A 24,965-nucleotide genomic window follows, 5' to 3' on the forward strand; every position below is an offset into this window, starting at 1 on the left:
CGCCGGCGCACTGCGTTCAGCGTCGGCGTGCCATTCCCATGGAGGAGTCCATGGGAATGGCACGCGCGCGTTCGTCGGGTCCGGGCGTCAGCGGGACTTGCGGTCGCCGCCGGGCAGGCCCTTGTCGAGCCCGGCGCGGCGAAGCGCGTCGGCCATGGCGCCGCTGCCGGAGCCGCCCTGACCTGAGCGGTCACGGCCGCGCCCCTCGCCCCGGCCGCCGCGTCCGCCGCCGGCCTGGTTGCGCCCGCCCTGGTTGCGCCCGGACTGGCCGCGTCCGCCCTGTCCGCCGCCCTGGCGGCCGCTCTGTCCACCGCCCTGGCCAGCGCCTTGGCCGCCGCCCTGTCCGCCGCGGGCGGCCTTGCCGCCGCGTCCCGGGCGGCGCTGGTCGCGGTCGCGGGCGTCGCCGCCGCGGCCGCCCCGCTGGTCGCGGCCCGGCTCGTCGTCCAGCCGCAGCGTCAGCGAGATCCGCTTGCGCTGCAGGTCGACGTCCAGCACCTTCACCCGGACGATGTCGCCGGGCTTGACGACCTCGCGCGGGTCCTCGACGTACTTGTCCGACATCGCGGAGATGTGGACGAGCCCGTCCTGGTGGACGCCGACGTCCACGAACGCCCCGAACGCGGCGACGTTGGTGACGACGCCCTCCAGCAGCATCCCTGCCTCGAGGTCGGAGATCTTGTCGACGCCCTCCTTGAAGGTGGCGGTCTTGAACGCCGGACGAGGGTCGCGGCCGGGCTTCTCCAGCTCGGCGAGGATGTCGGTGACGGTCGGCAGCCCGAAGGTGTCGTCGACGAACGCGGCCGGCTTCAGCGACCGCAGCACGGCGGTGTTGCCGATGAGGCCCTTGATGTCGCTGCCGGCCGCGTCCAGGATGCGGCGGACGACCGGGTAGGACTCGGGGTGCACGCTGGAGGCGTCCAGCGGGTCGTCGCCGCCCGGGATGCGCAGGAAGCCCGCGCACTGCTCGAACGCCTTCGGGCCGAGCCGCGGGACCTCCTTGAGGCCGGTGCGGCTGCGGAACGGGCCGTTGGCGTCGCGGTGGGCGACGATGTTCTCCGCGAGCCCCTCGCCGATGCCGGACACCCGGGTGAGCAGCGGCGCGGACGCGGTGTTGACGTCCACCCCGACCGCGTTCACGCAGTCCTCGACGACGGCGTCGAGGGAGCGCGACAGCTTCACCTCGGACACGTCGTGCTGGTACTGGCCGACGCCGATCGACTTGGGGTCGATCTTGACGAGCTCGGCGAGCGGGTCCTGCAGCCGGCGGGCGATGGAGACGGCGCCGCGCAGCGAGACGTCCATACCGGGCAGCTCGCGGCCCGCGTACTCCGAGGCCGAGTACACCGAGGCGCCCGCCTCCGACACCATGATCTTGGTGAGCTTGAGGTCGGGGTACCGGGCGATCAGGTCGGCGGCGAGCTTGTCGGTCTCGCGCGAGGCGGTGCCGTTGCCGATCGAGACCAGGTCGACCTTGTGCTCGCGGGCGAGCTTGGCGAGCGTCTCGATCGACTCGTCCCACTTCCGCCGCGGCTCGTGCGGGTAGATCGTGTCGGTGGCGACGACCTTGCCGGTGGCGTCGACGACGGCGACCTTCACGCCGGTGCGCAGGCCCGGGTCCAGGCCCATGGTGGCGCGGGTGCCGGCGGGCGCGGCGAGCAGCAGGTCGCGCAGGTTGGCGGCGAACACCCGGACGGCCTCGTCCTCGGCCTCCTGGCGCAGCCGGGTGCGCAGGTCGATGCCGAGGTGCACGAGGATGCGGGTGCGCCAGGCCCAGCGGACGGCGTCGGCCAGCCACCTGTCGGCCGGGCGGCCCTGGTCGGCGATGCCGAAGCGGCGCGCGATCTCCGCCTCGTAGGAGCTGCGGGCGGACGGGTCCTCGGGCTCGTCCTCCGGCTCGAGGTCGAGGTCGAGGACTTCTTCCTTCTCGCCGCGGAACAGGGCGAGGACGCGGTGCGAGGGCAGCTTGGTGAACGGCTCGGAGAACTCGAAGTAGTCGGAGAACTTCGCGCCGCTCTCCTGCTTGCCGTCGCGGACGCGCGAAACGATCCGGCCGCTGTTCCACATGCGCTCGCGCAGCGCGCCGATCAGGTCGGCGTCCTCGGCGAACCGTTCGACCAGGATGGCGCGGGCGCCCTCCAGCGCGGCGGTGGCGTCGGCGACCCCCTTCTCGGCGTCCACGTACGCGGCAGCCTCGGCCTGCGGGTCGCGGGACGGGTCGTCCAGCAGCAGCTCGGCGAGCGGTTCGAGGCCGGCCTCGCGGGCGATCTGCGCCTTGGTACGCCGCTTGGGCTTGTACGGGAGGTAGATGTCCTCCAGCCGGGCCTTGGAGTCGGCCGCCATGATCCGGGCGCGCAGCTCGCCCGTGAGCTTGCCCTGCGACTCGATCGACTCCAGGATCGCGGCGCGGCGCTCGTCCAGCTCGCGCAGGTAGCGCAGCCGCTCCTCCAGCGCGCGCAGCTGCGCGTCGTCGAGGGCGCCGGTCGCCTCCTTGCGGTAGCGGGCGATGAACGGGACGGTCGCCCCGCCGTCGAGCAGGTCCACCGCGACCCGCACCTGGCCCTCGCGGACGCCGATCTCCTCGGCGATGCGCTCGGTGATGGGCCGGATCGGGGGCTCGGCGCCCTCGGGCCCGGCGGACGTCTGGCTGATGGTCGCTGTCACAGCTTGGATTCGCTTTCTCCCCTGGGTGTCGCCTGTGCATTGTCCAGGGATCGGGGCCGCTTGTCTTCTCACCGCTCGAATGACGGTAGGTCCAGCACTACCGGCTCGGCCGCGAAGAGTGGGCCTAGCACCACCGAGCCGTCGAGTGCGACCGCCCACAATGGTGGAGATCCACCGCTATGGCGATCCCTTGGAGGAAAAGGTGAGCGAGCTAGTGCGCGAATACGGGCGGAGAGCCCTCACCGGCCTGCTCCGCGGGGTCGTCCAGATCGTCGTGGCGTTCGCGGTGAACCTGCCGCTGTTCATCCTGGCCGTGCTGTCGATCGCGTTCATCCCACTGGGCGCGGGCGTCGTGCTCGTCCCGGTGGTCTTCCAGGCGATCCGGGCGATCGCCGACCAGCAGCGCACGTGGGCGGCCGAGTGGTCCGGCGTGAAGATCCCCGTCCCCTACCGGGCGGAGCCGCCGGGCGGGCTCGGTCCGTTCGGGCGGCTGCGGTGGCTGCTGGCCGATCCGGCGTCCTGGCGCGATCTGCTGTGGACGGTCCTGAACGTGCCGGTCGCGCTCGTCCTCGGCGTCCTGTCGGGCGGTCTGGCGCTCTACGGGCTGGAAGGGATCTTCGTCGCGCCCTGGCTGTCGCTGATCACCGACTACGGGTGGGGCCCGTTCTGGCCGTTGAGCGACTGGGGCGTGGCCGGGTTCGCCGGGTCCATCGTGCTGGGCGCCGTGCTGGTGGTGGTGTCCGGCCCGGTGGGGCCGGCGTTCATGAAGGCGCACGCGGTGTTCTGCCGGTCGCTGCTGGCGCCGACGCGGGCCGCGCTGGCCGAGCGGGTCGAGCAGCTCACCGAGACCCGGTCGCAGACCGTGGACGCCTCGGCGGCGGAGCTGCGCCGCATCGAGCGCGACCTGCACGACGGGGCGCAGGCCCGGCTGGTCGCGCTGAGCATGAACATCGGGCTGGCCGAGGAGATGATGAAACACGACCCGGAGATGGCGCAGAAGCTCCTCGCCGAGGCCCGCGAGTCCAGCGGGACGGCGCTGACGGAGCTGCGCGACCTCGTCCGGGGCATCCATCCGCCGGTGCTGGCCGAACGCGGCCTCGACGGCGCGGTCCGCGCGCTCGCGCTGACCCTGCCGCTGCCCGTGGACGTCCACATCGACCTGCCCGGACGTCCCGAGGCTCCGGTGGAGTCGGCGGCGTACTTCGCGGTGGCGGAGATGCTGGCGAACGTGGTCAAGCACTCCGCTGCGCAGCGGGCGTGGCTGCAGATCGAGCACTCCGGCGGCCGGCTGCTCATGATCATCGGTGACGACGGGACGGGCGGCGCCGACCCCGCGGCGGGCGGCGGAATGCGCGGGATCGAACGCAGGCTCGCGGCGTTCGATGGGACGATGGCGGTGACGAGCCCGCCCGGAGGGCCGACCGTCGTGACCATGGAGCTGCCGTGCGCGTTGTCATCGCCGAAGACCTGGCCCTCCTCAGGGACGGCCTGATCAGGCTGCTCGGGGCGTTCGGCTTCGAGGTCGTGGAGGCGGTCGACAACGGCCCGTCGCTGCTGCGGGCGCTGACGACGCACCGTCCGGACGTCGCGGTGGTGGACGTCCGGCTGCCGCCGACGTTCACCGACGAGGGGCTGCGGGCGGCGCTGGACGCGCGCAAGCAGGTGCCGGGGCTGCCGGTGCTGGTGCTGTCGCAGCACGTGGAGCAGCTGTACGCGCGGGAGCTGCTGTCCGACAGCTCGGGCGGCATCGGCTACCTGCTGAAGGACCGGGTGTCGGACGTCAAGCAGTTCGTGGAGGCCGTGCGGCGGGTCGCGGGCGGCGGCACCGCGCTGGATCCGGACGTGGTCGCCCAGCTGCTCACCCGGCACGCCCGCGAGGAGCCGCTGCAGCAGCTGACCCCCCGCGAGCGCGAGGTGCTCGGGCTGATGGCCGAGGGCCGTTCGAACGCGGCGATCGCCGCGCAGCTGTTCGTGACCGAGAAGGCGATCAGCAAGCACACGAACAACATCTTCGGCAAGCTCGGGCTGCCGCCGTCGGAGGACGACAACCGCCGCGTCCTGGCGGTCCTGGCCTATCTGGGCGCCTGAGCGTCCCTCATCGGGCCCAGGGCGGGACGATGCGCTCGTCGCCCTGCGGCGCCAGCTCGCACTTGTCCGCGCTGACCACCGCGTCCGGATCGAAGACCAGGCAGCCGGCGTGGCCTGCGACGACGGCGGTGAAGCCCGTGTCCGCGCCGGTCATCTGGCGGGGCAGGCCGGGCGGCAGGACGACGGTGTCGCCGGGCCCGGCCTCGATCTTGCGGCCGTCGAGGTCGATGGTGACGGCACCGTCCAGGAACGTCCACACCTGCTCGGTGTCGAAGGCGTGCAGCGGGCCGGTCCTGCCGGGCACCCAGTCGACGCGCCAGACGGCGATGCCCTCGGTGCCGCCCTGGGTGGGCGTGGCCAGGGTGGTCATCACGCCGTTCGGAGTCTCGGTGCGGCGGTTGTCGGCGTTGCGCAGCAGTGTCATGGTTCCCCATCCCGTAAATTCGTCAATGTGGTTGTCCATATAGTCAACGAGGTTGTCTTTCATGTCAAGCGCTCCCACCGACCCGCCCGGCTTCGAGCTGCCGCTGCGCCTGTTGCTGGCCTTCCAGGCGATCGTCGATGAGCTGCACGCCGAGCTGGCCCGCGAGGGCCATGCCGCCATGCGGCCCATGCACGGCTTCGTCTTCCAGGCGATCGGCCCGGACGGCACCACCGCCGTCGAGCTGGGCCGCCGGCTCGGGGTGTCCAAGCAGGCGGCGGGCAAGATGGTCGAGTCGCTGGAGCGCGCCGGGTACGTCGAGCGCGCCGCCGATCCGGCGGACGCGCGGCGCAAGATCGTCCGGCTGACCGCGCAGGGCGTCGACGCGCTGGCCCGGTCCGCGCGCATCTTCGACCGGATCCGCGGCGACTGGGTCCGGCGGCTCGGCGCCGAGCGGGTGCGGGCGCTGGAGGGCACCCTGCGCGCGATGACGCCGGAGGACCCGTGGCGCCTGGACGTGCCGGGCTGGTTCGGGACGTCCTGAACCGCCTTTGCGGTCTTTCTCCGGCGGGCCGTCCCGTACGACCCCAGGCAGGCGCCCGGACCACCGGACGCCCGCCGCCCCGGCCGCCCGGAAGGGCTTGAACGGCCCTGTCCGCGCGGTTACCATCACCCCAATTTCTTAGGAAACTTTCCTAAGAGAAGAGCGGGGATTCCTGTTGGTTCGGGGGCACGGACGAACGGAGAATCATGACCGGACAGAGCGGAAGGCGGGCCGCCGCGCTCGCCGCCGCGGCCACCCTCGCACTCGCGACGGCCCTGCTCGCGGCGCCACCGGCGCCGGCCGCCGGGACCGTCACCGCGACGTGCGCCAAGACCTCGGACTGGGGCACCGGCTTCGAGGGCAACTGCACGATCAGCAACGGGACGGGCGCCGCCATCAGCGGCTGGAAGGTCGAGGCCGACCTGCCGTCCGGCACGTCCGTCACCTCGGTGTGGAACGCGACGAAGACCGTCTCCGGCGACCACTACACCTTCGCCAACGCCGGCTGGAACGGGACGGTCGCCGCCGGGGCGACCACGAGTTTCGGCTTCGACGGCACCGGCTCCGGCTGGTTCACCGGCTGCACCGTCAACGGCGCCGCCTGCGACGGGTCCGGCACGCCGCAGAAGGACACCGAGGCCCCCTCGGCTCCCGCGAACCTGCACTCGACGTCCAAGACCGCCACCAGCGTCTCGCTGGCGTGGAACGCGTCGACCGACAACGTCGGCGTCACCGGCTACGACGTCTACAACGGCACCGCCAAGGCGGCCACGGTCAGCGGCACCAGCGCGACCGTTTCCGGCCTGTCCGCCAAGACCGCCTACAGCTTCACCGTCAAGGCGCGCGACGCCGCCGGCAACGTGTCCGCGGCGTCCGGCGCCGTGTCGGTCACCACCGACGAGAGCGGCGGCGGCGACCCGAGCGGCGGCGGGAACAAGGTCGTCGGCTACTTCACCGACTGGGGCGTCTACCAGCGGGCCTACTACGTCAAGAACGTCGACACCAGCGGGTCCGCCGCCAAGCTCACCCACCTCAACTACGCGTTCGGCAACGTCACCAACGGCCAGTGCGCCATCGGCGACGCCTACGCCGACTACCAGCAGACCTACACCGCCGCGAACAGCGTCGACGGCGCCGCCGACACCTGGGACCAGCCCGTGGCCGGCAACTTCAACCAGCTGCGCAAGCTGAAGAAGAAGTACCCGAACCTGAAGATCATCTGGTCGTTCGGCGGCTGGACCTGGTCGGGCGGGTTCGGGCAGGCCGCCGCCAACCCCGCCGCGTTCGCCGACTCCTGCTACAAGCTGGTCGAGGACCCGCGCTGGGCGGACGTCTTCGACGGCATCGACATCGACTGGGAGTACCCGAACGCCTGCGGGCTCTCCTGCGACACCAGCGGCCCCGACGCGTTCAAGAAGCTGATGGCCGCGCTGCGCGCGAAGTTCGGGTCGAGCAACCTCGTGACCGCCGCGATCACCGCCGACGCCAGCGACGGCGGCAAGATGGACGCGACGGACTACGCGGGCGCCGCCCAGTACGTCGACTGGTTCAACCCGATGACCTACGACTACTTCGGCGCCTGGGACGCCCAGGGCCCGACGGCGCCGCACTCGCCGCTGACCTCCTACCCCGGCATCCCGCACGCGGGCTTCAACACCAGCGACACCATCGCCAAGCTCAAGGCCAAGGGCGTGCCGGCAAGCAAGCTGCTGATCGGCATCGGCTTCTACGGGCGGGGCTGGACGGGCGTCACCCAGTCCGAACCGGGCGGCACCGCGACCGGCGCCGCGCCCGGCACCTACGAGGCCGGCATCGAGGACTACCGGGTCCTCAAGGGCAAGTGCCCGCCCACCGGAACCGTCGGCGGGACCGCCTACGCCAAGTGCGGCAGCGAGTGGTGGAGCTACGACACCCCGTCCACCATCGGCGGGAAGATGGCCTACGCCAAGGGCCAGGGCCTCGGCGGCGCCTTCTTCTGGGAGCTGAGCGGCGACACCACGGGCGGCGAGCTGATCTCCGCCATCAGGAACGGCCTCGGCTGACGCGGCTCCCCGGGGCGCGACCTCCCAGCGTCCCCTGAAGCGCGGCCGAGCCCGATGGGGCCCCTGACCGAAACCGGACGCCGGTCAGGGGCCCCACCACGCGCTCACTCCGCGGCCGGCCGGGGCGTCTCCGGCGAGCCGAACGCCGGCCGGAGCACCTCGTCCATGACGGCCGCCGCATAGTCCTCCGCCGAGCCGCGGACCATCGGGTACCGAGCACGGAACCCGTCCCAGTCGACCTTGTCGGCCGAGATCCACGAGGCGCAGAGGGCGGGGCCCATGTCGTCGGTGCCGGACGTCTTGTCCAGCAGGTGCGGGGACGGTTTCGCGTTCCTGAGCAGCCACGCGTCGTACAGGTCCTTGCCTTGCGGCTGCGAGTCGATCCACAGCCAGTACAGCTTCCAGCACAGCGCCTGTTCCGGCAGGACGGCATTCACGAACAGCGGCGCGTCCCCCGACGGGCGCGGGACGGCGGTACGGCGCGGCGGGACGTGAAGGCGCTCGTCGAAGGCGAAGTCGACCTGGACCTGCCCGCTCGCCCCGTCGCAGTGCCAGGGCAGCGCCAGCCGGAACCCCCAGCGGTCGTCCTCGCGGTCGCGGATCATGGTCTCGCGCGGGCCGTAGGCGCCGATCGACGACCGCTCGGCCCGGCTGGGGACGAAGCGCAGGCCGTCCATCAGCCCGGTGCACGGCCAGGCGTCGACGGCGAGGAAGAGGTCCTCGAAGATCTCGTCGGTCTGGTTCTCGTCGTCCTTCCAGACCCGCGAGTCGACCACGAAGTCGAGGTCGTGCGGCCGGCGGGCGTCCTGCCCGTACCAGGCGCGCATCAGCGCGCTCCCGCGCAGCACCAGATGGTCCCGCCACCTGGACCGGGAGATCGCCGCGAGGACGTGGTCGAGCGCGCCCTCGTGCGCCAGCTCCTCGAACGTGGGCTCGTGCGGCTCCATGCCCAGGAGCGGCGGTCGCGGCGTCATCGCACCTCCTCCTCGATCCAGCCGTCGTCCAGGAACGGGGCGCCGTCGTGCACGACGAACTCGCGGTCCACCGAGACGATCTCGTGGCCGCGCGCCCGCAGCGCGGCGGCCAGCGCGTCCAGGCGGCGGCCCGCCGTGCGGGAGCCGACGCACCGGCAGCGCTGCGTGACGAACCGCTCCTGCCGTCCGTCGGAGCGGACGCGGCGGGCGTTGCGCGAGACGTGCGCGGCGTGCGGGCGCGCGGCGCCGGCCAGCGCGCCCGCGTCGAAACCGGGGTCGAGCAGCAGCTTGAGGTGGTGCTCGAAGTAGTACTCGGGGCCCAGCGCGTCGGCGTCGCCGGCGGGGACGCCCGCGTTCCAGGGCGCCGCCTCGACCTTGACGCGCACCGGCTGGAGACCGTCCCCGCGCAGGTCGGCGGCGGTGCGCGCGGCGTCGGCGAGCGCGTCGTCCAGCGTGCCGCGGGTGCGCAGCGTCAGCATCGGCTGCGAGGCGGTCCGGCCGCGCGCCAGGACGATGTGGGCGAACTCCAGGCCGCGCGCCTCCGCCCACCCCGCGAGCCGCTCGGCGGCCGCGGGGCGGGCGGTCAGGTGCGTCTCGAAATCTCCGGAGAAGTCCACACACGGATGGTCGCAAAACCGCTCCGGGGCGGCATCCGATTTCGCCCTCGCCGGGAGCCGGTCCTCAGAGGGTCTGGCCGCCGTCGAGGGTGAGGATCTCGCCCGACACGTACGGGTTGGCCATGAGGAACAGCACGGCGGACGCGGCCTCGTCGGCGGTCCCCCAGCGGCCGAGCGGGGCCTGCAGTCCCGCCGCCGCGACGGCCCGGTCGCCCGCCTCGTCCGCGCCGGCGCCGATGCCCCCGCGGGCCAGCGGCGTGTCGATCATCCCGTAGCGGACGGTGTTCACGCGCAGCCGGCGCGGCGCCAGCTCGACGGCCAGGGCCCTGGTGAGCGTCTCGATCCCGCCGACCACCCCGACCGGCACCGCCAGGCCGGGACGCGGCCGGGTCACGAGCCCGCCGGAGGTCAGCGTGAACGAGCCGCCCGGGGCCATCGCGGGCACCGCCGCCCGCACGGCGGACAGCACCGACCACAGCCGCGTCTCGAACGCCCCGCGCGCGGCGTCCCGGGTGACCTCGGTGACCGGTCCGGCGCCGCCGAGACCGCCGGCGGTCACCAGGACGTGGTCGGCGGCGCCGGCGCGCTCGAAGACCTCCGCGACCGCGTCGTCGTCGGCGACGTCGCCCGCGACGCCGAGGACGTCGCCGTCCGGCCCCGCGGCGCGGGCGCGGTCGACGGCGGCGCCCAGCCGGGCCTTGTCGCGGCCGGTCAGCACGACGCGCGCGCCGAGCGAGGCCAGCATCGCGCCGGCGGCCAGGCCGATGCCGGAGCTGCCGCCGAGAATGACGGCGGTCTGCCCGGCGAGGCCCTGCGGCAGCGGCGAGCGGACCGGGATCGGCGCCTCGGTGGTGGTCATCGCGTTCTCCTCAAATAAAACATCTGGTTGGTTTACCCTGGCCCTCCGGAGGCGCCCTGTCAACCGGCTGGTTTAATTCGGGGCATGACGTACGACGCGGAGGCCACCCGGCGGCGGATCTTCGACGCGGCCGTCACCGAGTTCACCGCGCACGGGCTGGCCGGCGCCCGCGTCGACCGCATCGCCCGCCAGGCCCGCGCCAACAAGCAGGCGATCTACCTCTACTACGGCGGCAAGGAGCAGCTGTTCGGCGAGGTCGTGCGGTGCAAGGTCGACGAGATCTGCCGCGGTGCCGACATCTCCCCCACCGCGTTCGCCGACGGCGTGGGCCTGCTGTTCGACTGGTACCAGCAGAATCCCGAGCAGATCCGCCTGCTGCTGTGGGAGGCGCTGGAGACGCGCGGCGAGGTGCAGGGCGAATGCGAGCGCCGCGCGTCCTACCGGGAGCGGGTCCGCGAGTTCCGCGCCGCCGGGGTCGCCGCGGGACTGCCCGAGGACGAGGCCGTCAAGGCGACGCAGGACCGGATGTTCACCATCCTCGGCCTGGTCGCCTGGAACTTCGCCGTCCCGCAGCTGTGCCGGCTCATCCTGGACGAGGACGACGAGGCCGCGGCGCTGGCGCGGCGCCGGGAGTCCGTCGTGCAGACCGCGCGGGTCCTCGCCGACGCGGGGCGCTTCCGTTGATCCGCGCCGCCCGGGCCGTGCTGTTCGACCTGGACGGGACGCTGCTCGACCATGCCGGCGCGGCGGCCGAGGCGATCTCCGCGTCGTTCCCGGGCGAGGATCCGGAGCGGCTCGTCCGGCGCTGGTTGGAGCTGACCGAGGCGTCGGTCGACCGGTACCTTGCCGGCGAGCTGACGTTGGCCGAGCAGCGGCGCGCCCGGATCGTCCCGCTCGCCCGGGAGCTGGGCCTCGGCGACTGGGACGACGCGCGCGCCGACGCGTGGCTCGCCGGCTACCTGGCGCGGTACGCGGCCGCGTGGCGCCCGTTCCCGGACGCGCCCGGCGCGGTGGCGGCGCTGGCGGAGCGCGGGCTGCGGCTCGGCGTGATCACCAACGGGGACGCCGGGCAGCAGCGCGCGAAGATCGAGCGGATCGGGCTGGCGGACCGGCTGCGATACCTGGTGACCTCCGGCGAGACAGGCACCGCCAAGCCGGACCCGGAGATCTTCCACCTGGCCTGCACCGGGCTCGGCCTGGCGCCCGGCGACGTCGTGTACGTCGGCGACCGGCTGGACATCGACGCGCGGGGCGCGGCGTCCGCCGGGCTGGCGGGCGTGTGGCTCGACCGCTCGTCCGAGCCCGTCCCAGGCGGGTTGGACGTGCCCCGCATCACGACGCTGGACGAGCTGCCCGCCCTGCTCGCACCGTGATGCCGGCGAGCGCCGACCGCGTCGGCTCGATCGCGATGATCTCGTAGCGGACGCGTCCGGTGCGCAGGAACGGATCCTCGGCGGTGATCTCCTCGATGCGGGCGCGGTCGGTCCCGTCCGCGAGGATCACCCCGCCCGCGCCTCCGGCAGCAGCGCGGCCCCGTGCCGGGGTCAGCTCCATTCCGGCGGCCGTCCGGTCGAACAGCGCGGCGCCCAGCTCCCGTTCGAGCCCGCGGGCCTGCTGGCTGAGCGACGGCGAGCGCAGCCCGAGCCGTTCGGCGGCGCGGGTGAGGTTCGCCTCCTCCGCGACCGCGACGAAGTACCTGAGCTGCCGCAGTTCCACGGCCCCAGTCTCCCGGACCTCCGGCGCTAGCCCTGCGGCGGCCCGGTCCGGGCGAGGACGGCGCGGGCCCGGCTCTCCCCCGCCGCGTTGCCGAGGCTGCGGTACAGGTCGAGGGCCTCGCGGGCGGGCCGCCGCGCCGCCGCGCGGTCGCCCGCGTCCAACAGGATCTCGGCGAGCGTGCGGCGCCCGCGCGCCTGCCACCAGCGGTCGCCGAGCCCGTCGAACTCCGCGACCGCCAGCCGGACGGTGTCGGCGGCCTCCGCGTGCCGGCCGAGCCGGGCGAGCGCGTTGGCCTCCGAGACGCGGGTGCGCGCGACGCCCCAGACGTCGCCGAGGTCGGCCAGCACGCGGCCCGCGTTCCGGACGAACGTCAGCTCGCGCAGCCCGTTGCGGGGATCGCCGACCTCCCCGGCCGCGCGCAGGCACCGGGCCTCCTCCCACTGCTCGCCGCGCAGCCGGAACGCCTCCGCGGCGCGCTCGAGCGCGGGCGCGGCCAGGCTGTACTTGACCTCGGCCGCCGCGCCGTCGCCGGACGCGCGCAACGCGCGGGCCTCCGACGCCAGCACCTCGCCGAGCGCGCGCAGCGTCTGCGCCTCCGAGTACCGGTTGCCATTGCGCTGGAACACCTCCAGCGCGGTCTCCAGCAGGTGGCGGGCCTCCTCGTAGCGGCGCTGCGCGAGCCGCAACTCCGCGAGGTTGCGGCGCGTGCGCGCCTGCCACCACGCGTCGCCCTCCGCCCCGAACGCGTCGATGGCCTCGATGAGATAGCGCTGGCCCTCGTCCAGGTTGCCCGCGTCCCGGAGGCACATGCCGGTGGAGCGCAGTGCCCGCGCCCGCCACCACATCTCCCGGTTCCCGGTGAAGACGCGGAGCGCCGCCGAGGCGTCCTCGTAGGCCAGGTCCACCCGGCCCTGGTTCCCGCGCACCGCCGAACGCTCCAGCAGCGCGATGCCGAGCGCGCGGTCGTCCAGGTGGCCGGCGGCGGTGTGGGTCAGTTCGGCCGCCGCCTTCCACTCCGGCCAGAACACGCGCAGCGAATGGAACAGCGAGCACGCCGCCCGGCCCAGCCGCCACACCAGCGTCCACATCTCCCGCTCGGCGCCCTGCCCGAGCAGCGCCAGCAGCGCCGGACGCTCGCTGGTCACCCAGTCGATCGCCGAGAACCCCAGATCGGGCACCTGCCCCGAACCGCGGTGCCAGTCCTGCGGCCACCGGCTCGCCGCGACCCGCTCCGCCCGCTCCCGGTAGCCGTCCAGCACCCGCTCGACCGCCGCGTCCCGCTCCTCCTCCGCGTCCTCCTGCTCGGCCCGCTCGTGCGCGTACAGCCGGACGAGGTCGTGCAGCCGGTAGCGCATCCGGCCCGTCGCGTCCGTCCCCGAGCACTCGGCGAGCTGCGCGTCCACGAGGGCCTCCAATAGGTCCTCGCCCTCCAGGTCCGACAGCCCGAGCAGCGCGCCGGCCGTCCACGCCTGCACGTCCGGTGCCGCCTGGACGCCGAGGGTGCGCAGCAGCCGCCGCTGCGTCGGGCTGCAGTCGTCGTAGCTGAGCGCCAGGCTCGCCCGGACGCCGTTGTCGATGCCGTGCTCCAGCTCACCGAGCCTGCGCCGCTCGTCGCGCAGCCGATCGGCCAGCACGCGCAGCGTCCACGTCTCGCGGGCCGCAAGACGGCCACCGCAGATGCCGATCGCCAGCGGCAGCCGGCCGCACAGCTCGGCGATCTCGGCCGCGGCGTCCGGGTCCGCGCGGACGCGGTCCCGCCCGGCGAGGCGGCCGAGCAGCTCCACCGCGTGCTCCGCGGTGAACTCGCGCAGCCGCCGGTCGACGTCGTTGAGCAGGCCGAGCGGCTGCCGCGACGTCACCAGCACCGCGCAGCCGCCGCCCGGCGGCAGCAGCGCCCGCACCTGGCCGGCGTCGTGCGCGTTGTCGAGCAGCACGAGCAGCCGCCGCCCGCGCGTCCACGTCCACCACAGCTTCTGCAGCTCGGGCAGCCCGCCCGGGTCGGTCGCCAGCCGCACCCCCAGCGCCTGCAGGAACGCCGGCAGCACGTCCTCCGGACGGACCCGCGCCCCGGCCGCGCCGCGCAGGTCGAAGTACAGCGCGCCGTCCGGATACGCGTCGGCGATCTCGTGCGCGAACCGCGCCGCGAGCGCCGACTTGCCGACGCCCGCCGGGCCGTGCACCGACACCACCAGCGGCGACGCCGGCGACCCCGACCCGGTCTCGACGGCGCGGCGCAGCTCGGCCAGCGACTCCTCCCGCCCGGTGAAGTGCGCGATCACCGGCGGCAGCTGCGCCGGCGCCACCCCGCCCGCGATCCGCTCCGGCGCGTCCCGTCCCGGCGTCCCCTGCGCCTGCTGCGCGCCCCACGCCGCGACCCCGGCCAGCGCGGCGACGCCGCAGGTCAGGGCGATCTGCGCCGGCGCGGGCAGGCTGAGGGCGTCCAGCGACGTGGTCACCGCCGTGATCACCGCGGTCAGTCCGCCGACGATCCACGGCGCCGCCAGCCGCGCCCGCCCGTCCGCCGGGGCCGGGGCGGCCTCGTCCGGGGCCCGCCGCGCGCGGGCCTCGGACGTCCCGTTCGGCATCCGCGCCTCCGTCCTGTCCCCTCCGATCATGGAGCGCCCGCCGCGCGCGGCGGCTGAACCGGCCGGGAACAGGCGGTTAACAGCGGGTCACTCCGTCCGCAGCACCGCCTCGATCTCCAGGACGATCTCGATCCTGTCGCCGAGCCCGAGTTTCCCGCCGGGCACGGTCGCGGCGTCCCCGACGCCGAACTCCAGCCGGCTGATCTCGCCGGTCGCGGTGAACCCGGCGCGGGCGCCCTTGAACGGGTCGTCCTGCCGGAACACGTCCGGCCCGAACCCCTCGACCACCAGGTCCAGCGAGACCGGCCTGGTGACGCCGTGCAGGGACAGCTCGCCGTCCAGCACGAAGCCGTCGCCGTTCGCGCGCACGCCCGTCGAGCGGAACGCCATCTCCGGGTACTTCTCGACGTCGAGGAAGTCGGCGGATCTCACGTGCTCGTCGCGCTGCGCGTTGCCGGTGTCGATCGACGCCAGGCCGACCGTCGCGGTCACCGACGACTCCAGCGGGTCGTCGCCGGTCACCACCGTCCCCTCGAACGTCCCGAAGCGGCCCCGCACCTTGCTCACCATCAGGTGCCGGACCGTGAACCCGACGCCGGAGTGCAGCGGGTCGATCGTCCAGGTGCCGGCGACGTAGCCCGGGATCTCGACAAGTTCCGCGGTCATCGTGTCTCCTTGGTTATGCACAGTAAGACGGTTCCTTTCCGGAACCGTCTCCATGGTGCGGATCCCCGCGCCGGCGGCACAAGAAGGCACTTTTTCCTGCCTCGGTCACCTGGAGATAACCATGAACTTCCCCGAGCACACCGTGGCCGGCTGCCGGGGCCGCGAGATCCTCGACCGCATCGGCGACAAGTGGTCGCTCCAGGTCATCGCGCTGCTCGGCGACCGCACCCTCCGGTTCACCGAGCTCAAACGCGAGATCGAGGGCATCAGCCAGCGCATGCTGACCGTCACGCTGCGCGGCTTGGAGCGCGACGGCATCGTCATCCGCACCGTGTACCCGGTGGTGCCGCCCCGCGTCGACTACACGCTCACCCCCATGGGCGCGACCCTCCTGGAGGCGGCGATCACCCTCGTCTCCTGGGCCGAGTCCCACCTGTCCGAAATCGACGCCGCCCGCGCCGCCTACGACGCCCGCACAACCGCCCCCCTCAATCCCGAATGAGCTCCTGCCTGACGTAGTCCTCGCCCTTGACGACGCGCGACGGCGGAATTTCGGGTGCGGGGGTCGGGGGGCGTCGCGTAGCGTTGTGGGGACGTATTCGCGGACGGGAAATCTTCCGATGGTCTTTCACGAGGTGGGGCGGCGAGCTAGCCGCGCCGAGCTGGGGAACGAGCAGTCGTGCCCGGCCCGGCTCGGCGGTGTGCGCCGTCATCCCATCGACCTCGTGAGGCCGTCCCATGCGCTCTTCTGATATCCGCTCCACCTTCCTGGAGTTCTTCCGGGAACGCGACCACCGCGTCGTGGCGTCCAGCTCGCTGATCCCGTCGGATCCGACGCTGCTGCTGACGAACGCGGGCATGAACCAGTTCAAGCCGTACTTCCTGGGCGAGACGGCGCCGGAGCATCCGCGTGCGATGTCCGTGCAGAAATGCGCGCGGACGTCCGACATCGAGAACGTCGGCCGGACGACCCGGCATTCGACGTTCTTCGAGATGCTCGGCAACTTCTCGTTCGGCGACTACTTCAAGGCGGAGGCGATCGCCTGGGCGTGGGAGCTGTTCACCCGCCATTACGGCCTCGACCCGGAACGCCTCTGGGTCACCGTCTACCTCGACGACTCCGAGGCGGAGGATCTCTGGCGGCGGGTCGGCGTCCCGTCCGAGCGCATCCAGCGGCTCGGAATGGCGGACAACTACTGGTCGATGGGGGTTCCGGGCCCGTGCGGGCCGTCGTCCGAACTGCACTACGACCGCGGGCCCGCGTTCGGGCGCGAGGGCGGGCCCGCGGTGGACGGCGAGCGCTACCAGGAACTCTGGAACCTGGTGTTCATGCAGAACCTGCGCGGCGAAGGGCCCGGTAAGGGGGATTACCCGATCCTCGGCGAGCTGCCCGCGAAGAACATCGACACCGGGCTCGGCCTCGACCGGCTCGCGGCGGTCCTGCAGGACGTCGGCACCGTGTGCGAGACGGACCTGCTGTCACCGACGCTCCGGCGCGTCCAGGAACTCGCGGGACGCGAATACCCCGGACGCGACGGCAGCGAGGAGTCCATGTCGTTCCGGGTCGTCACCGAGCACGCGCGGTCGATCGCGTTCCTGATCGCGGACGGCGTGCTGCCCGCGCGCGACGGGCACGGCTACGTGCTGCGCCGCCTCATGCGCCGCGCGATCCGGCACGCGCGCCGGCTCGGCATCGACGAGCCGGTCCTGGCGCCGCTGACCTGCAGCGTCATCGGCAACCTCAGCGAGGCGTGGCCGGGGCTGGAGCGGCAGTCGGAGCTGATAGAGCGGGTCGTGACGGCGGAGGAGGACGGGTTCGAGCGGACGCTCCGCCAGGGCACCCGGCTCCTGGAATCGGCGATCTCCCGGGCGGACTCCACCATTTCCGGGCAGACCGCTTTCGAGCTGCACGACACCTACGGCTTCCCGATCGACCTGACCCTCGACGCGGCGCGCTCCGCGGGCCTGACCGTCGACGAGGACGCGTTCGCGCAGTTGCTGGACGACCAGCGGCGCCGGGCACAGCGGGCGGGCCGGGACCGGAAGGGCGGCGCGGTCGCGCGGCAGGACCTCTACCGGCGCGTCGTCGCCGAACACGGCCGCACCGACTTCGTCGGCTACTCCTCCACCACCGCGGAGGCGCGGGTGGTCGCGCTCCTCGACGGCAGCGGCCTCACGCCGGTCGCGGGCGAAGGCGACGAACTGGACGTGGTCCTCGACCAGAGCCCGTTCTACGCGGAGGGCGGCGGCCAGGTCGGCGACACCGGCACGATCCGCACACAGGGCGCCGTACTCCAGGTGCTGGACACCCGCTCCGGCATCGACGGCCTGCACGTGCACGCCGTCCGGATCGTGGACGGCGAGGTACGTCCCGGTGAGGAGGCGGAGGCGGTCGTGGACGCGGACCGGCGCGCGGCGACCGCCCGGTCGCACAGCGCCACGCACGTCCTGCACGCGATGCTCCGCCGCGTCCTCGGCGACCACGCGGCCCAGCGCGGATCCCGCGTCGAGCCAGGTCGGCTGCGGTTCGACTTCGCGCACTTCTCCGCGGTGCCCGAGATCGGGACGGTCCAGACGCTCGTCAACGAGTACCTGGCCGACGACCCCGAGGTGCGCGTGTGGGAGGCGTCCCGCGCCGACGCGGAGGCGGCGGGCGCGCTCGCGCTGTTCGGCGAGAAGTACGGCGCGGACGTCCGCATCGTGGACATCGGCGACGCGTCCCGCGAGCTGTGCGGCGGCACCCACGTCGGGCACGGCTCCCAGGCGGGGCCCGTGCACATCGTCGGCGAGTCGTCCATCGGCACCGGGCTGCGCCGCGTCGAGGCGCTCACCGGCCCGGACGCCCTGCGGCACTTCGACCACGAACGGGCGCTGCTGACCGAGCTCGCCGCGCTGCTGGACGTGCGCCCCGACCAGGCGCCCGACCGGCTGCGGCAGCGGCTCGACCTGCTCGCCGAGACCCGGCGTGAGCTGGACGCGCTGCGCCGCGCCGACCTCGACGCGCGGGCGCGGACCCTGGTGTCGCTGGCCGAGCCGGTGCCCGCCGGCTGGCTCGTCGCGCGGCAGGTCGACGCGATGCCCGCCGCGGACCTGCGGACCCTCGCGTCCGCGATCGTCGCGACCGGCGACGGCCGCGGCCTGGCCGTCCTCGGCACCGCGTCCGGCGGGAAGGCGCAACTCGTCGCGGCGGCGGGCCCGCGGACCGGCGTCCGGGCGCGCGACCTGCTCATCGACGCGGCGCGCGAGGTCGGCGGCGGCGCGGGCGGCAAGGGCGCCGTCGCGAACGCGGGCGGCCGCCGGCCGGAGCGCCTCGCCGAGGCGATCGCGGTCGCGGCGGCGCACGCCCGGACCCTCTGAGGACCACCGGCGCACCGGCATCCGCTCCGGCCGGTGCGCCGGTGATCACCCGTTCGGCACGATCACCGCGCGGCCGTTGATCCGGCCCGCGTGCAGCCGCTCGTACGCCTCCGGCGCCTCGTCGATCGAGTACGTCTCGACGTGCACGTCCACGATCCCGGCCCGCGCCAGCTCCAGCACCTCGACCAGCTCGGCGCGGCTCCCCCAGTACGGCGCCCGCACGGACGCGTCGTACGGCACGACCCCGAACCCGACCTGCGCGACGCCGCCGCCGATCCCGACGATCACCACGTCCGACTCCACCGACGCGACCCCGGTCGCCGTCGCAACTGTGGGCCCCACCCCGACGAAGTCGAACACCGCCTGCGCCCCGAGGCCGCCGGTCAGCTCCCGCACCCGCGCGGTCGCCCGCTCGTCCGACAGCACCGTCTCGTGCGCGCCGACCGTCCGGGCCAGCTCCAGCTTGTCCTCCGACACGTCCAGCGCGATCACCCGCGCGGGGCTCAGCGCCCGCAGGATCTGGATCGCCACGTGCCCGAGGCCGCCGGTCCCGATCACCACCGCGGCGCTGCCCGGCACCAGCTTCGGCAGCGCCCCCTTGATCGCGTGGTACGGGGTCAGCCCCGCGTCCGTCAGCGGGACGTTGCGCACCGGGTCCAGGCCGTCCAGCGGCACCAGATGCCGCGGATCGTCCACCAGCAGGTACTCGGCGATCGCGCCCGGCGCGCCGAGCCCGGGCGGCCGGATGCCCAGCCCGTCCGCGCGCAGGCAGTAGTTCTCCTTGCCCTGCGCGCACATCACGCACGCCCCGCAGCCCCACGGCCCGTACACCGCGACCGATGCGCCGAGCGCCACGCCCTCGACGCCCTCGCCGACGGCCTCCACCATCCCGGCGCCCTCGTGCCCGAGGGTCAGCGGCAGCGGGAACGCCAGCTGGTCCGCCGGCCAGCTCATCACCGCGATGTCGGAATGGCACACGCCCGCCGCGGTGACCTTCAGCAGCACCTGTCCCGGCCCAGGCTCGGGATCCGGCACGGTCACGACCTCCGGCGCCCCGCCCACCTCGCGATACTGGACCGCTTTCATGCTCCCCCTCACCACGGCCGCCGCCCACGCCGCAGGCATGCCCCGAACGGCCGCGCCCCACCCCTCTCAGGCGGACGGCGGCGCCTCCGGCCGGTCGCCGTCCGCGGCGGACCGGCGGACGCACTCGATCCAGTACCGGCCGTCGGCGTCCCGGTGCGCGCCGTGGATGTCGGTGGCGATGTCGGGGAACGCCCGGTCGAACTCCTCCAGGGCGCGCAGGTAGGCCATCACCGCCCCGTCGTCGGGGCCGACGGCCTCCCCCGGCATCAGCATGGGGATGCCGGGCGGGGTGACCACGACGGTGGCGGCGGCGGTCCGTCCGGCCAGCCGCTCCAGCGGCACCCGCTCGGTGCCGGCGCGGATGAGGCGCTGGTAGCAGTCGCCCGGCGTCAGGACGGGCTCGGGCAGGTCGGTGAAGACGCGGTCGAGCAGCGTCCCCAGCCCGGACGCGCGAAGCCGCAGGTGGGCCTGGCCGCAGTAGCGGCGCAGGCCGATGCCCTCGGGCCCGAAGCCGGGGATCATCTCCCGCAGCGGCACATCGTCGTCATAGCCGTTCTTGAAATCGACCAGAGCGTCGATCAGCGTCCCCCACTTGCCCTTCGTGATGCCGATCGAGAACAGCACGAGCAGCGTGTAGTCGCCCGTCTTCTCCACCACGATCCCGCGTTGCCGCAGGTAGGCGGCCACGACCGGCGCCGGTATCCCCCAGTCGGCGACCCCGCCGGCGGCGTCGGCGCCCGGGCAGGTGATGGTCACCTTGATCGGGTCCAGCAGGCAGTAGCCGTCCTCGAGGCCGTCGAAACCGTGCCAGGACGCGTCCGGCTCCAGCGTCCAGCACCCCGGCTCGGTGCACAGCAGCTCCGGGTCGGCGTCCTTGAACGGCACGGTTACGCCGGTGCGCGGATCGGTGACGGTCGGCGGCTGCCACACGCCGAAGAACCACGGCGGGCGGGCGTCGTCGGCGCGGATCTGCGCCGCCACCCGCACCATCGCCTGCCGGAACCGGACCGCCTCCAGGATCGCCTCACCGGTGAGGAACGGCCCGGACGGCCCGTCCATCATCGCCGCCGCCACATCCAGCGACGCGATCATCGGATACAGCGGAGACGTCGAGGCGTGCATCAGGTACGTCTCGTTGAACCGGTCGTAGTCGACCGGTGCGCGCTCCGACGAGCGGACGTGCAGCATCGACGACTGCGACAGGGCCGCCAGCAGCTTGTGCGTCGACTGGGTCGCGAACACGGTCGGACGCTCGGGGCCCGCGGTGGCGTCGTCCACCGCCATCCCGTACCGGCGCTCGTACAGCCGGTTGAACCGCGCGTACGCGAACCACGCCTCGTCGAAATGGACGCGCGGGACGCTGTCGCCCAGCATCCGCGCCACGCGCACCGCGTCGTAGCACAGCCCGTCGTACGTCGAATTGGTGATCACCGCGTAGGAGGGCTCGGTCGCCGCCGCACCGCCGGCGAGCGGATGGCCCGCGACCCGCTCCCTCACGGCCCCCGCCCGCAGGGCGCCCGGCGGCACGGGCCCCGCCAGCCCCAGCCCATTACGCTCGGGCACCAGGTAGACCGGTCGCGCGCCGCTGAGCGTCAACGCGTGCTGGATCGACTTGTGGCAGTTGCGGTCGACCAGCACCAGCTCATCGCGGGCGATCGCATGGTGCCCGACGACGCGGTTGGCGGTGGAGTTGCCGTTGACGACGAAGAACGTCCGCTCGGCGCCGAAGACCCGCGCGGCGTTGTGCTCGGCGTCGCCGATGGGCCCGGTGTGGTCGAGCGGCGACCCGAGTTCGCTCACCGAGATCGACAGGTCGGTGCGCAGCAGGTGCTCCCCGAAGTAGTCGAAGAACGCCCGCCCCACCCCCGTCTTCAGGAACGCGACGCCGCCCGCGTGCGCCGGAGTGTGCCAGGAGTAGCGGTGAGCCTCGTCGAACCGGCGGAGCGCGCCGAAGAACGGCGGCAGCCTCCGCTCCGCGTGCTCCTCCGCCGCCCGGCTGATCCGTCCCGCGATGAACGCGGGCGTGTCCTCCAGCGGGAACACAAGCCCGCAGATCACCTCGTACACCCACAGCGGGACGTCCCGCACGGCCCCGTCGCGCATCATCAGGAACACCGGCAGGCCGTGGAAGCGCCCGGTGATGCCGCCGAGCACCTGGTCGGCGTCCGGCACCGCCCACTCGGCGAGGACGGCCGCGAGCGTCGCATCCGAGCGCAGGACGGCCAGCGCGTCGGCGGTGCGGTGCGTCCACCGCACCCGCAGCCCGTGCCGCTCCACCTCCCCGCGCACGTCCCGCAGCTGCTCCGCGGCCACGGAGTCGGCGTCGGCCCGCTCACTCGCCGCGATGAGAACCGTGTGCTCCAAGGGGGCTCCTAGGCTCGTGCGAGAACCCGGTCGCCGTCAGTAGTACCTCACTCACCCTGCGTGTCGACATAGCCCGCCAGCGAACCCTCACCTGCCGGCCTCATCCGACCCCGGACGCCTCGCGATCTCCCCGGGATGATCCTTTTACCGAGCCGATGAAAGGTCGGTGATGACAATTCCTCCGCCCTGTTGCACAAGATCCGCAATCAGTCGACCTGCGAGGCACATTCCGGCCACCTACATCAGATCTTGAAATATTTCCGCTACCTTGAGCACGAGCCGGACTTCCGGAGTCATCGTCCCGGCCGGCTCTTCGCTCAGCGAACCGCCACGGAGGTGGACGCCTGTGACCGACACCAATGCGAGTCGCCAGCCGGGTCGACAGATCGTCATCGATGTGGCAGGGGTCGAGGCGGAAACGCCGATCACCGACCTCACCGTGGGGCAGCTCGTCCAGCTGCTCGCCCAAGTCATCGCCCAGATTCCCGTAAAGACCAGGGCGCCCGATGCGGCCGAACTGCGCGTGACGCTGCAGCAGGTTCGCGACACACTCGAACGCACCGGCGACGACAACGAATCCGTCATTCTCAAAACGGTGCGCGACACCCAGGACGCGATCCTCCGGCGGCTGCCCGAGTTCGCGGACGAGGCGTCACGCGCAACGGCCGAGAGCGGCCCCGGCGAATGAACGGCCGGTACGTCTCGTCCGACTACAACATCGCGAGCTCGCCGACGGCCGGGCTCTCGTCCACAACACGGTCAGCGGCGCCACCGCTCTCCTCGCCCCCGACGAGTTCGCCCTGCTGAACGACCAGGGGCGGAACGGCGCAGAGGAATCCGCGGCCGAGCTCGCAGCCGGTGGTTTCCTGCGCCGCAGCGACGTCGACGAGCTCGCCGCACTGGAAGTCGAGTACTGGAACACGCGCAACAACCCTGCCAATCTGGTCGTCACCATCGCGCCCACCCTCGCGTGCAACTTCGGTTGTGATTACTGCTTCCAAGGGGCCGACAAGCCGGTCGGCCGGATGACTCCGCAGGTGCAGGACGCGCTGGTCTCCTTTATCGGCGACTCATTGGCCCCAGGGCGCCGCCTCGGCGTCAGCTGGTACGGCGGCGAGCCGCTGATGGCCAAAGAGGTCGTATTCCGCCTGTCGGACCGCTTGGCAGAACTCGTACGTGAGACGGAGGGCGCCGCGTACGAGGCAATGATCGTGACCAACGGGTACCTGCTGGACGAGGCCACCGCGAGTTCGCTGTGGCAGCGAGGCGTGAAAACGGCGCAGATCACCATTGACGGCCGCGCCGACTTCCATGACAACAGGCGCGCCCTTTTGAAGGGGACGGGCACCTACGACAGGATCCTCCGCAACATCCAGACCACGGTCACGACGACCGGAATGCATGTCGCGATCCGCGTGAACATCGACGACCGGAACCGCGACAGCATCGAGGACCTCCTGTGGGACCTGGCCGACCGCGGGCTCGGCAAGGCCGGCAACCTCAGCGTGTACTTCGCCCCCGTCGAAGCGATCACCGAAGGCTGCCATTCGGTGTCCGACGCGACCATGACCAAGCGCGACTACGCCGCCCTGGAGACGAGCCTGCAACGCCTGGCGTTCGAACTCGGACTCGCCGGCCTGCCCTACCCCCGCCGGTTCATCGGCATCTGCGGCGCCCTGCGTCCCAACGGGCTCGTCGTCGCCGCGAACGGCGACCTGCACAAATGCTGGGACACGATCTCGATGCCCCATCTCAAGGTCGGATCGCTGCTCGACGGCCGCGCTTCCTTCCACACGGATCGGATGGGCGAATGGTCGGGCTGGAGCCCGTTCGACCAGGCCGCGTGCCGGAACTGCCGCATGCTGCCGTCCTGCGGCGGCGCGTGCGCCCACAAGTTCGTCAACCCGGAGCAGACCTCGGGCGAAGCCGCGGCGCTGCCGTGCCCGTCCTGGAAATACGACATCAAACGGCGCCTGCTGACCCGGGCCGTCGCCGCCGGGCTGATCAGCGGCTCCGACGCCGCCGCAGCGGACCACGAGACCCGCCTGACCGACGTCGTCGTCGACCGGAACGGAACACTCGCGCACGAGGGTCTCAAGGCGTCGGTCGGAGGCCGCAAACTGCTTCCGCTGGTGGTGATCTGATGCGCTTCCTGGTGACACCCCGGTATGACCTGGACCGCATTTACCCGACCGCCGAGGGGCCCTGCGGAAGCAACGTGTGCGGAGCCGACCAATGCGGCCAGAACGCCTGCGGTGGCGATGCCTGCGGTACCGACGGATGCGGCGCCGACGGTTGCGGCGCGGACGGTTGCCCCGCCAACACGTGCGCCGCAACCGTCGGCGCCGACGGTTGCGGCGCCGACGGTTGCGGCGTGAACGCGTGCGGCGGCGATGCCTGCGGCATCGACGCGTGCGGGGGAAACGGATGTGTCGCCGACGGATGCGCCGTTCAGGTATGCCCCATTGACGGCTGCGTCGTGGACAGCTGTGTGGTCGACGTGTTCGACCCCGAAGCGGAATCAGCGGTGAGCATCCCCCGCTACGTCCCGCCGGCGGGAGGCTGCCCGGTCGTCCTCCCGGTCGTGGACCCGAGAGCCGACGGCGAACGGTTCCTCATCACCGAGGCGGGCTCCCCGAGCATCGTCCCGGTCACCGAGATCGAACGCGGCCGCATCGACCTGCGACAGGTCCGAATCGACGTCCCCTGGTAAGCCCGGCGGAAGACCACCCGACCACCGTGCCGGCTCCCCCACGTGAAGGAGCCGGACCCGGCGTGAGCTGGGTCGGGCTGGCGGGATTCGAACCCACGACCCCTGGCACCCAAAGCCAGTGCGCTACCAAACTGCGCTACAGCCCGCGATCCGCCGCCGTCCCCGGCGACCCGTGAAGTCTAATGCCGATCAGGGCCGTCCGCCTCGCTCAACCCGGCATTCCACCTGCCGGACCGCCCCGCAAACCCGTTCGCCCCCGCCACCCTGTACGC

Annotated in this window: 22 protein-coding genes and 1 tRNA gene; 11 read left to right on the forward strand and 12 right to left on the reverse strand. The window is 72.9% G+C overall.

All coding sequences use genetic code 11. The features are described 5' to 3' along the window. Nucleotides 1–87: 87 nt before the first annotated feature. On the reverse strand, nucleotides 88–2,649 hold the full coding sequence (locus QP089_RS33920; RefSeq protein WP_446474111.1) for a Tex family protein: 2,562 nt from the start codon (nucleotides 2,647–2,649) through the stop codon (nucleotides 88–90). 214 nt (nucleotides 2,650–2,863) lie between these two features. On the opposite strand from QP089_RS33920, the gene QP089_RS33925 reads away from it, so the two are divergent. Both QP089_RS33925 and QP089_RS33930 read left to right on the forward strand, forming a co-directional pair. After that, nucleotides 2,864–4,153, forward strand: coding sequence for a sensor histidine kinase (locus tag QP089_RS33925; RefSeq protein WP_285917271.1), 1,290 nt, complete (start codon nucleotides 2,864–2,866; stop codon nucleotides 4,151–4,153). After that, nucleotides 4,105–4,749, forward strand: coding sequence for a LuxR C-terminal-related transcriptional regulator (locus QP089_RS33930; RefSeq protein WP_285917273.1), 645 nt, complete (start codon nucleotides 4,105–4,107; stop codon nucleotides 4,747–4,749). Before QP089_RS33925 ends, QP089_RS33930 begins: the two co-directional genes overlap by 49 nt. 7 nt (nucleotides 4,750–4,756) lie before the next feature. On the opposite strand, the gene QP089_RS33935 is transcribed toward QP089_RS33930, so the two are convergent. Beyond that, nucleotides 4,757–5,173, reverse strand: a complete 417-nt coding sequence (locus QP089_RS33935; RefSeq protein WP_285917275.1) for a cupin domain-containing protein — start codon at nucleotides 5,171–5,173, stop codon at nucleotides 4,757–4,759. Between the two features lie 61 nt (nucleotides 5,174–5,234). Between QP089_RS33935 and QP089_RS33940 the strand changes: the two genes are divergently transcribed. Beyond that, nucleotides 5,235–5,714: a MarR family winged helix-turn-helix transcriptional regulator gene (locus QP089_RS33940; RefSeq protein ID WP_285917278.1), complete on the forward strand. Its 480-nt coding sequence runs from the start codon at nucleotides 5,235–5,237 to the stop codon at nucleotides 5,712–5,714. Nucleotides 5,715–5,920: 206 nt separating this feature from the next. Then, a complete protein-coding gene (locus tag QP089_RS33945; protein WP_285917281.1) occupies nucleotides 5,921–7,756 on the forward strand; it encodes a glycosyl hydrolase family 18 protein in 1,836 nt (611 codons plus the stop codon). A 104-nt stretch (nucleotides 7,757–7,860) separates the two neighbouring features. On the opposite strand, the gene QP089_RS33950 is transcribed toward QP089_RS33945, so the two are convergent. The 3 genes from QP089_RS33950 to QP089_RS33960 form a co-directional block, all read right to left on the reverse strand. Beyond that, nucleotides 7,861–8,730, reverse strand: coding sequence for a nucleotidyl transferase AbiEii/AbiGii toxin family protein (locus QP089_RS33950; RefSeq protein ID WP_285917282.1), 870 nt, complete (start codon nucleotides 8,728–8,730; stop codon nucleotides 7,861–7,863). After that, entirely contained in the window at nucleotides 8,727–9,347 is a 621-nt protein-coding gene (locus QP089_RS33955; RefSeq protein WP_285917284.1) for a hypothetical protein, read from the reverse strand. Before QP089_RS33955 ends, QP089_RS33950 begins: the two co-directional genes overlap by 4 nt. A gap of 64 nt (nucleotides 9,348–9,411) precedes the next feature. Then, on the reverse strand, nucleotides 9,412–10,206 hold the full coding sequence (locus tag QP089_RS33960; protein WP_285917285.1) for an SDR family NAD(P)-dependent oxidoreductase: 795 nt from the start codon (nucleotides 10,204–10,206) through the stop codon (nucleotides 9,412–9,414). 84 nt (nucleotides 10,207–10,290) lie between these two features. Here QP089_RS33960 and QP089_RS33965 point away from each other — a divergent pair, with 84 nt between their 5' ends. Next, the gene (locus tag QP089_RS33965) at nucleotides 10,291–10,890 is read left to right on the forward strand and encodes a TetR/AcrR family transcriptional regulator (protein ID WP_285917286.1); all 600 of its coding nucleotides are present in this window, start codon (nucleotides 10,291–10,293) and stop codon (nucleotides 10,888–10,890) included. Continuing rightward, nucleotides 10,887–11,579 (forward strand): HAD family hydrolase, encoded by a 693-nt coding sequence (locus tag QP089_RS33970; RefSeq protein WP_285917287.1) that lies wholly within the window; start codon nucleotides 10,887–10,889, stop codon nucleotides 11,577–11,579. Before QP089_RS33965 ends, QP089_RS33970 begins: the two co-directional genes overlap by 4 nt. On the opposite strand, the gene QP089_RS33975 is transcribed toward QP089_RS33970, so the two are convergent. The 3 genes from QP089_RS33975 to QP089_RS33985 form a co-directional block, all read right to left on the reverse strand. Beyond that, nucleotides 11,539–11,922, reverse strand: a complete 384-nt coding sequence (locus tag QP089_RS33975) for a helix-turn-helix domain-containing protein (protein WP_285917289.1) — start codon at nucleotides 11,920–11,922, stop codon at nucleotides 11,539–11,541. The genes QP089_RS33970 and QP089_RS33975 overlap by 41 nt on opposite strands. A gap of 26 nt (nucleotides 11,923–11,948) precedes the next feature. Then, the gene (locus tag QP089_RS33980) at nucleotides 11,949–14,507 is read right to left on the reverse strand and encodes an ATP-binding protein (RefSeq protein WP_285917292.1); all 2,559 of its coding nucleotides are present in this window, start codon (nucleotides 14,505–14,507) and stop codon (nucleotides 11,949–11,951) included. An 87-nt stretch (nucleotides 14,508–14,594) separates the two neighbouring features. Beyond that, the gene (locus tag QP089_RS33985) at nucleotides 14,595–15,173 is read right to left on the reverse strand and encodes a YceI family protein (protein ID WP_285917293.1); all 579 of its coding nucleotides are present in this window, start codon (nucleotides 15,171–15,173) and stop codon (nucleotides 14,595–14,597) included. A gap of 121 nt (nucleotides 15,174–15,294) precedes the next feature. On the opposite strand from QP089_RS33985, the gene QP089_RS33990 reads away from it, so the two are divergent. Beyond that, entirely contained in the window at nucleotides 15,295–15,675 is a 381-nt protein-coding gene (locus QP089_RS33990) for a winged helix-turn-helix transcriptional regulator (RefSeq protein WP_285917295.1), read from the forward strand. A 236-nt stretch (nucleotides 15,676–15,911) separates the two neighbouring features. Next, nucleotides 15,912–18,530, forward strand: a complete 2,619-nt coding sequence (alaS, locus tag QP089_RS33995; protein WP_285917297.1) for an alanine--tRNA ligase — start codon at nucleotides 15,912–15,914, stop codon at nucleotides 18,528–18,530. A 45-nt stretch (nucleotides 18,531–18,575) separates the two neighbouring features. On the opposite strand, the gene QP089_RS34000 is transcribed toward alaS, so the two are convergent. Continuing rightward, nucleotides 18,576–19,616: an NAD(P)-dependent alcohol dehydrogenase gene (locus tag QP089_RS34000; protein ID WP_285917299.1), complete on the reverse strand. Its 1,041-nt coding sequence runs from the start codon at nucleotides 19,614–19,616 to the stop codon at nucleotides 18,576–18,578. Between the two features lie 66 nt (nucleotides 19,617–19,682). After that, complete coding sequence (locus QP089_RS34005; RefSeq protein WP_285917301.1) at nucleotides 19,683–21,980, reverse strand: Orn/Lys/Arg family decarboxylase; 2,298 nt, start codon at nucleotides 21,978–21,980, stop codon at nucleotides 19,683–19,685. Between the two features lie 346 nt (nucleotides 21,981–22,326). Between QP089_RS34005 and QP089_RS34010 the strand changes: the two genes are divergently transcribed. Further along, nucleotides 22,327–22,668: a hypothetical protein gene (locus QP089_RS34010; RefSeq protein WP_285917303.1), complete on the forward strand. Its 342-nt coding sequence runs from the start codon at nucleotides 22,327–22,329 to the stop codon at nucleotides 22,666–22,668. Nucleotides 22,669–22,690: 22 nt separating this feature from the next. Here the strand turns inward: QP089_RS34010 and QP089_RS34015 are convergent, their stop codons facing one another. Then, nucleotides 22,691–22,981, reverse strand: coding sequence for a hypothetical protein (locus QP089_RS34015; RefSeq protein WP_285917305.1), 291 nt, complete (start codon nucleotides 22,979–22,981; stop codon nucleotides 22,691–22,693). On the opposite strand from QP089_RS34015, the gene QP089_RS34020 reads away from it, so the two are divergent. Together QP089_RS34020 and QP089_RS34025 are read left to right on the forward strand one after the other, a co-directional pair. Further along, on the forward strand, nucleotides 22,934–24,124 hold the full coding sequence (locus tag QP089_RS34020) for a radical SAM/SPASM domain-containing protein (protein WP_285917548.1): 1,191 nt from the start codon (nucleotides 22,934–22,936) through the stop codon (nucleotides 24,122–24,124). The two genes, QP089_RS34015 and QP089_RS34020, sit on opposite strands and share 48 nt — an antisense overlap. Continuing rightward, nucleotides 24,124–24,693: a Cys-every-fifth RiPP peptide CefA gene (locus QP089_RS34025; protein WP_285917307.1), complete on the forward strand. Its 570-nt coding sequence runs from the start codon at nucleotides 24,124–24,126 to the stop codon at nucleotides 24,691–24,693. Before QP089_RS34020 ends, QP089_RS34025 begins: the two co-directional genes overlap by 1 nt. A 72-nt stretch (nucleotides 24,694–24,765) precedes the next feature. Here QP089_RS34025 and QP089_RS34030 read toward each other — a convergent pair. Further along, nucleotides 24,766–24,839: transfer RNA gene (locus QP089_RS34030), tRNA-Pro, on the reverse strand. Between the last annotated feature and the right edge of the window lie 126 nt (nucleotides 24,840–24,965).

Source organism: Actinomadura opuntiae, assembly GCF_030283205.1.
Lineage (GTDB): Bacteria > Actinomycetota > Actinomycetes > Streptosporangiales > Streptosporangiaceae > Spirillospora.

What these genes read in the sequence shown, in the direction of transcription:
- QP089_RS33935 (WP_285917275.1), bottom strand. Translation starts at nt 5,173, where the DNA reads ATGACACTGCTGCGCAACGCCGACAACCGCCGCACCGAGACTCCGAAC.
- QP089_RS33940 (WP_285917278.1), top strand. Translation starts at nt 5,235, where the DNA reads ATGTCAAGCGCTCCCACCGACCCGCCCGGCTTCGAGCTGCCGCTGCGC.
- QP089_RS33945 (WP_285917281.1), top strand. Translation starts at nt 5,921, where the DNA reads ATGACCGGACAGAGCGGAAGGCGGGCCGCCGCGCTCGCCGCCGCGGCC.
- QP089_RS33950 (WP_285917282.1), bottom strand. Translation starts at nt 8,730, where the DNA reads ATGACGCCGCGACCGCCGCTCCTGGGCATGGAGCCGCACGAGCCCACG.
- QP089_RS33960 (WP_285917285.1), bottom strand. Translation starts at nt 10,206, where the DNA reads ATGACCACCACCGAGGCGCCGATCCCGGTCCGCTCGCCGCTGCCGCAG.
- QP089_RS33965 (WP_285917286.1), top strand. Translation starts at nt 10,291, where the DNA reads ATGACGTACGACGCGGAGGCCACCCGGCGGCGGATCTTCGACGCGGCC.
- QP089_RS33980 (WP_285917292.1), bottom strand. Translation starts at nt 14,507, where the DNA reads ATGCCGAACGGGACGTCCGAGGCCCGCGCGCGGCGGGCCCCGGACGAG.
- QP089_RS33985 (WP_285917293.1), bottom strand. Translation starts at nt 15,173, where the DNA reads ATGACCGCGGAACTTGTCGAGATCCCGGGCTACGTCGCCGGCACCTGG.
- QP089_RS33990 (WP_285917295.1), top strand. Translation starts at nt 15,295, where the DNA reads ATGAACTTCCCCGAGCACACCGTGGCCGGCTGCCGGGGCCGCGAGATC.
- alaS (WP_285917297.1), top strand. Translation starts at nt 15,912, where the DNA reads ATGCGCTCTTCTGATATCCGCTCCACCTTCCTGGAGTTCTTCCGGGAA.
- QP089_RS34000 (WP_285917299.1), bottom strand. Translation starts at nt 19,616, where the DNA reads ATGAAAGCGGTCCAGTATCGCGAGGTGGGCGGGGCGCCGGAGGTCGTG.
- QP089_RS34025 (WP_285917307.1), top strand. Translation starts at nt 24,124, where the DNA reads ATGCGCTTCCTGGTGACACCCCGGTATGACCTGGACCGCATTTACCCG.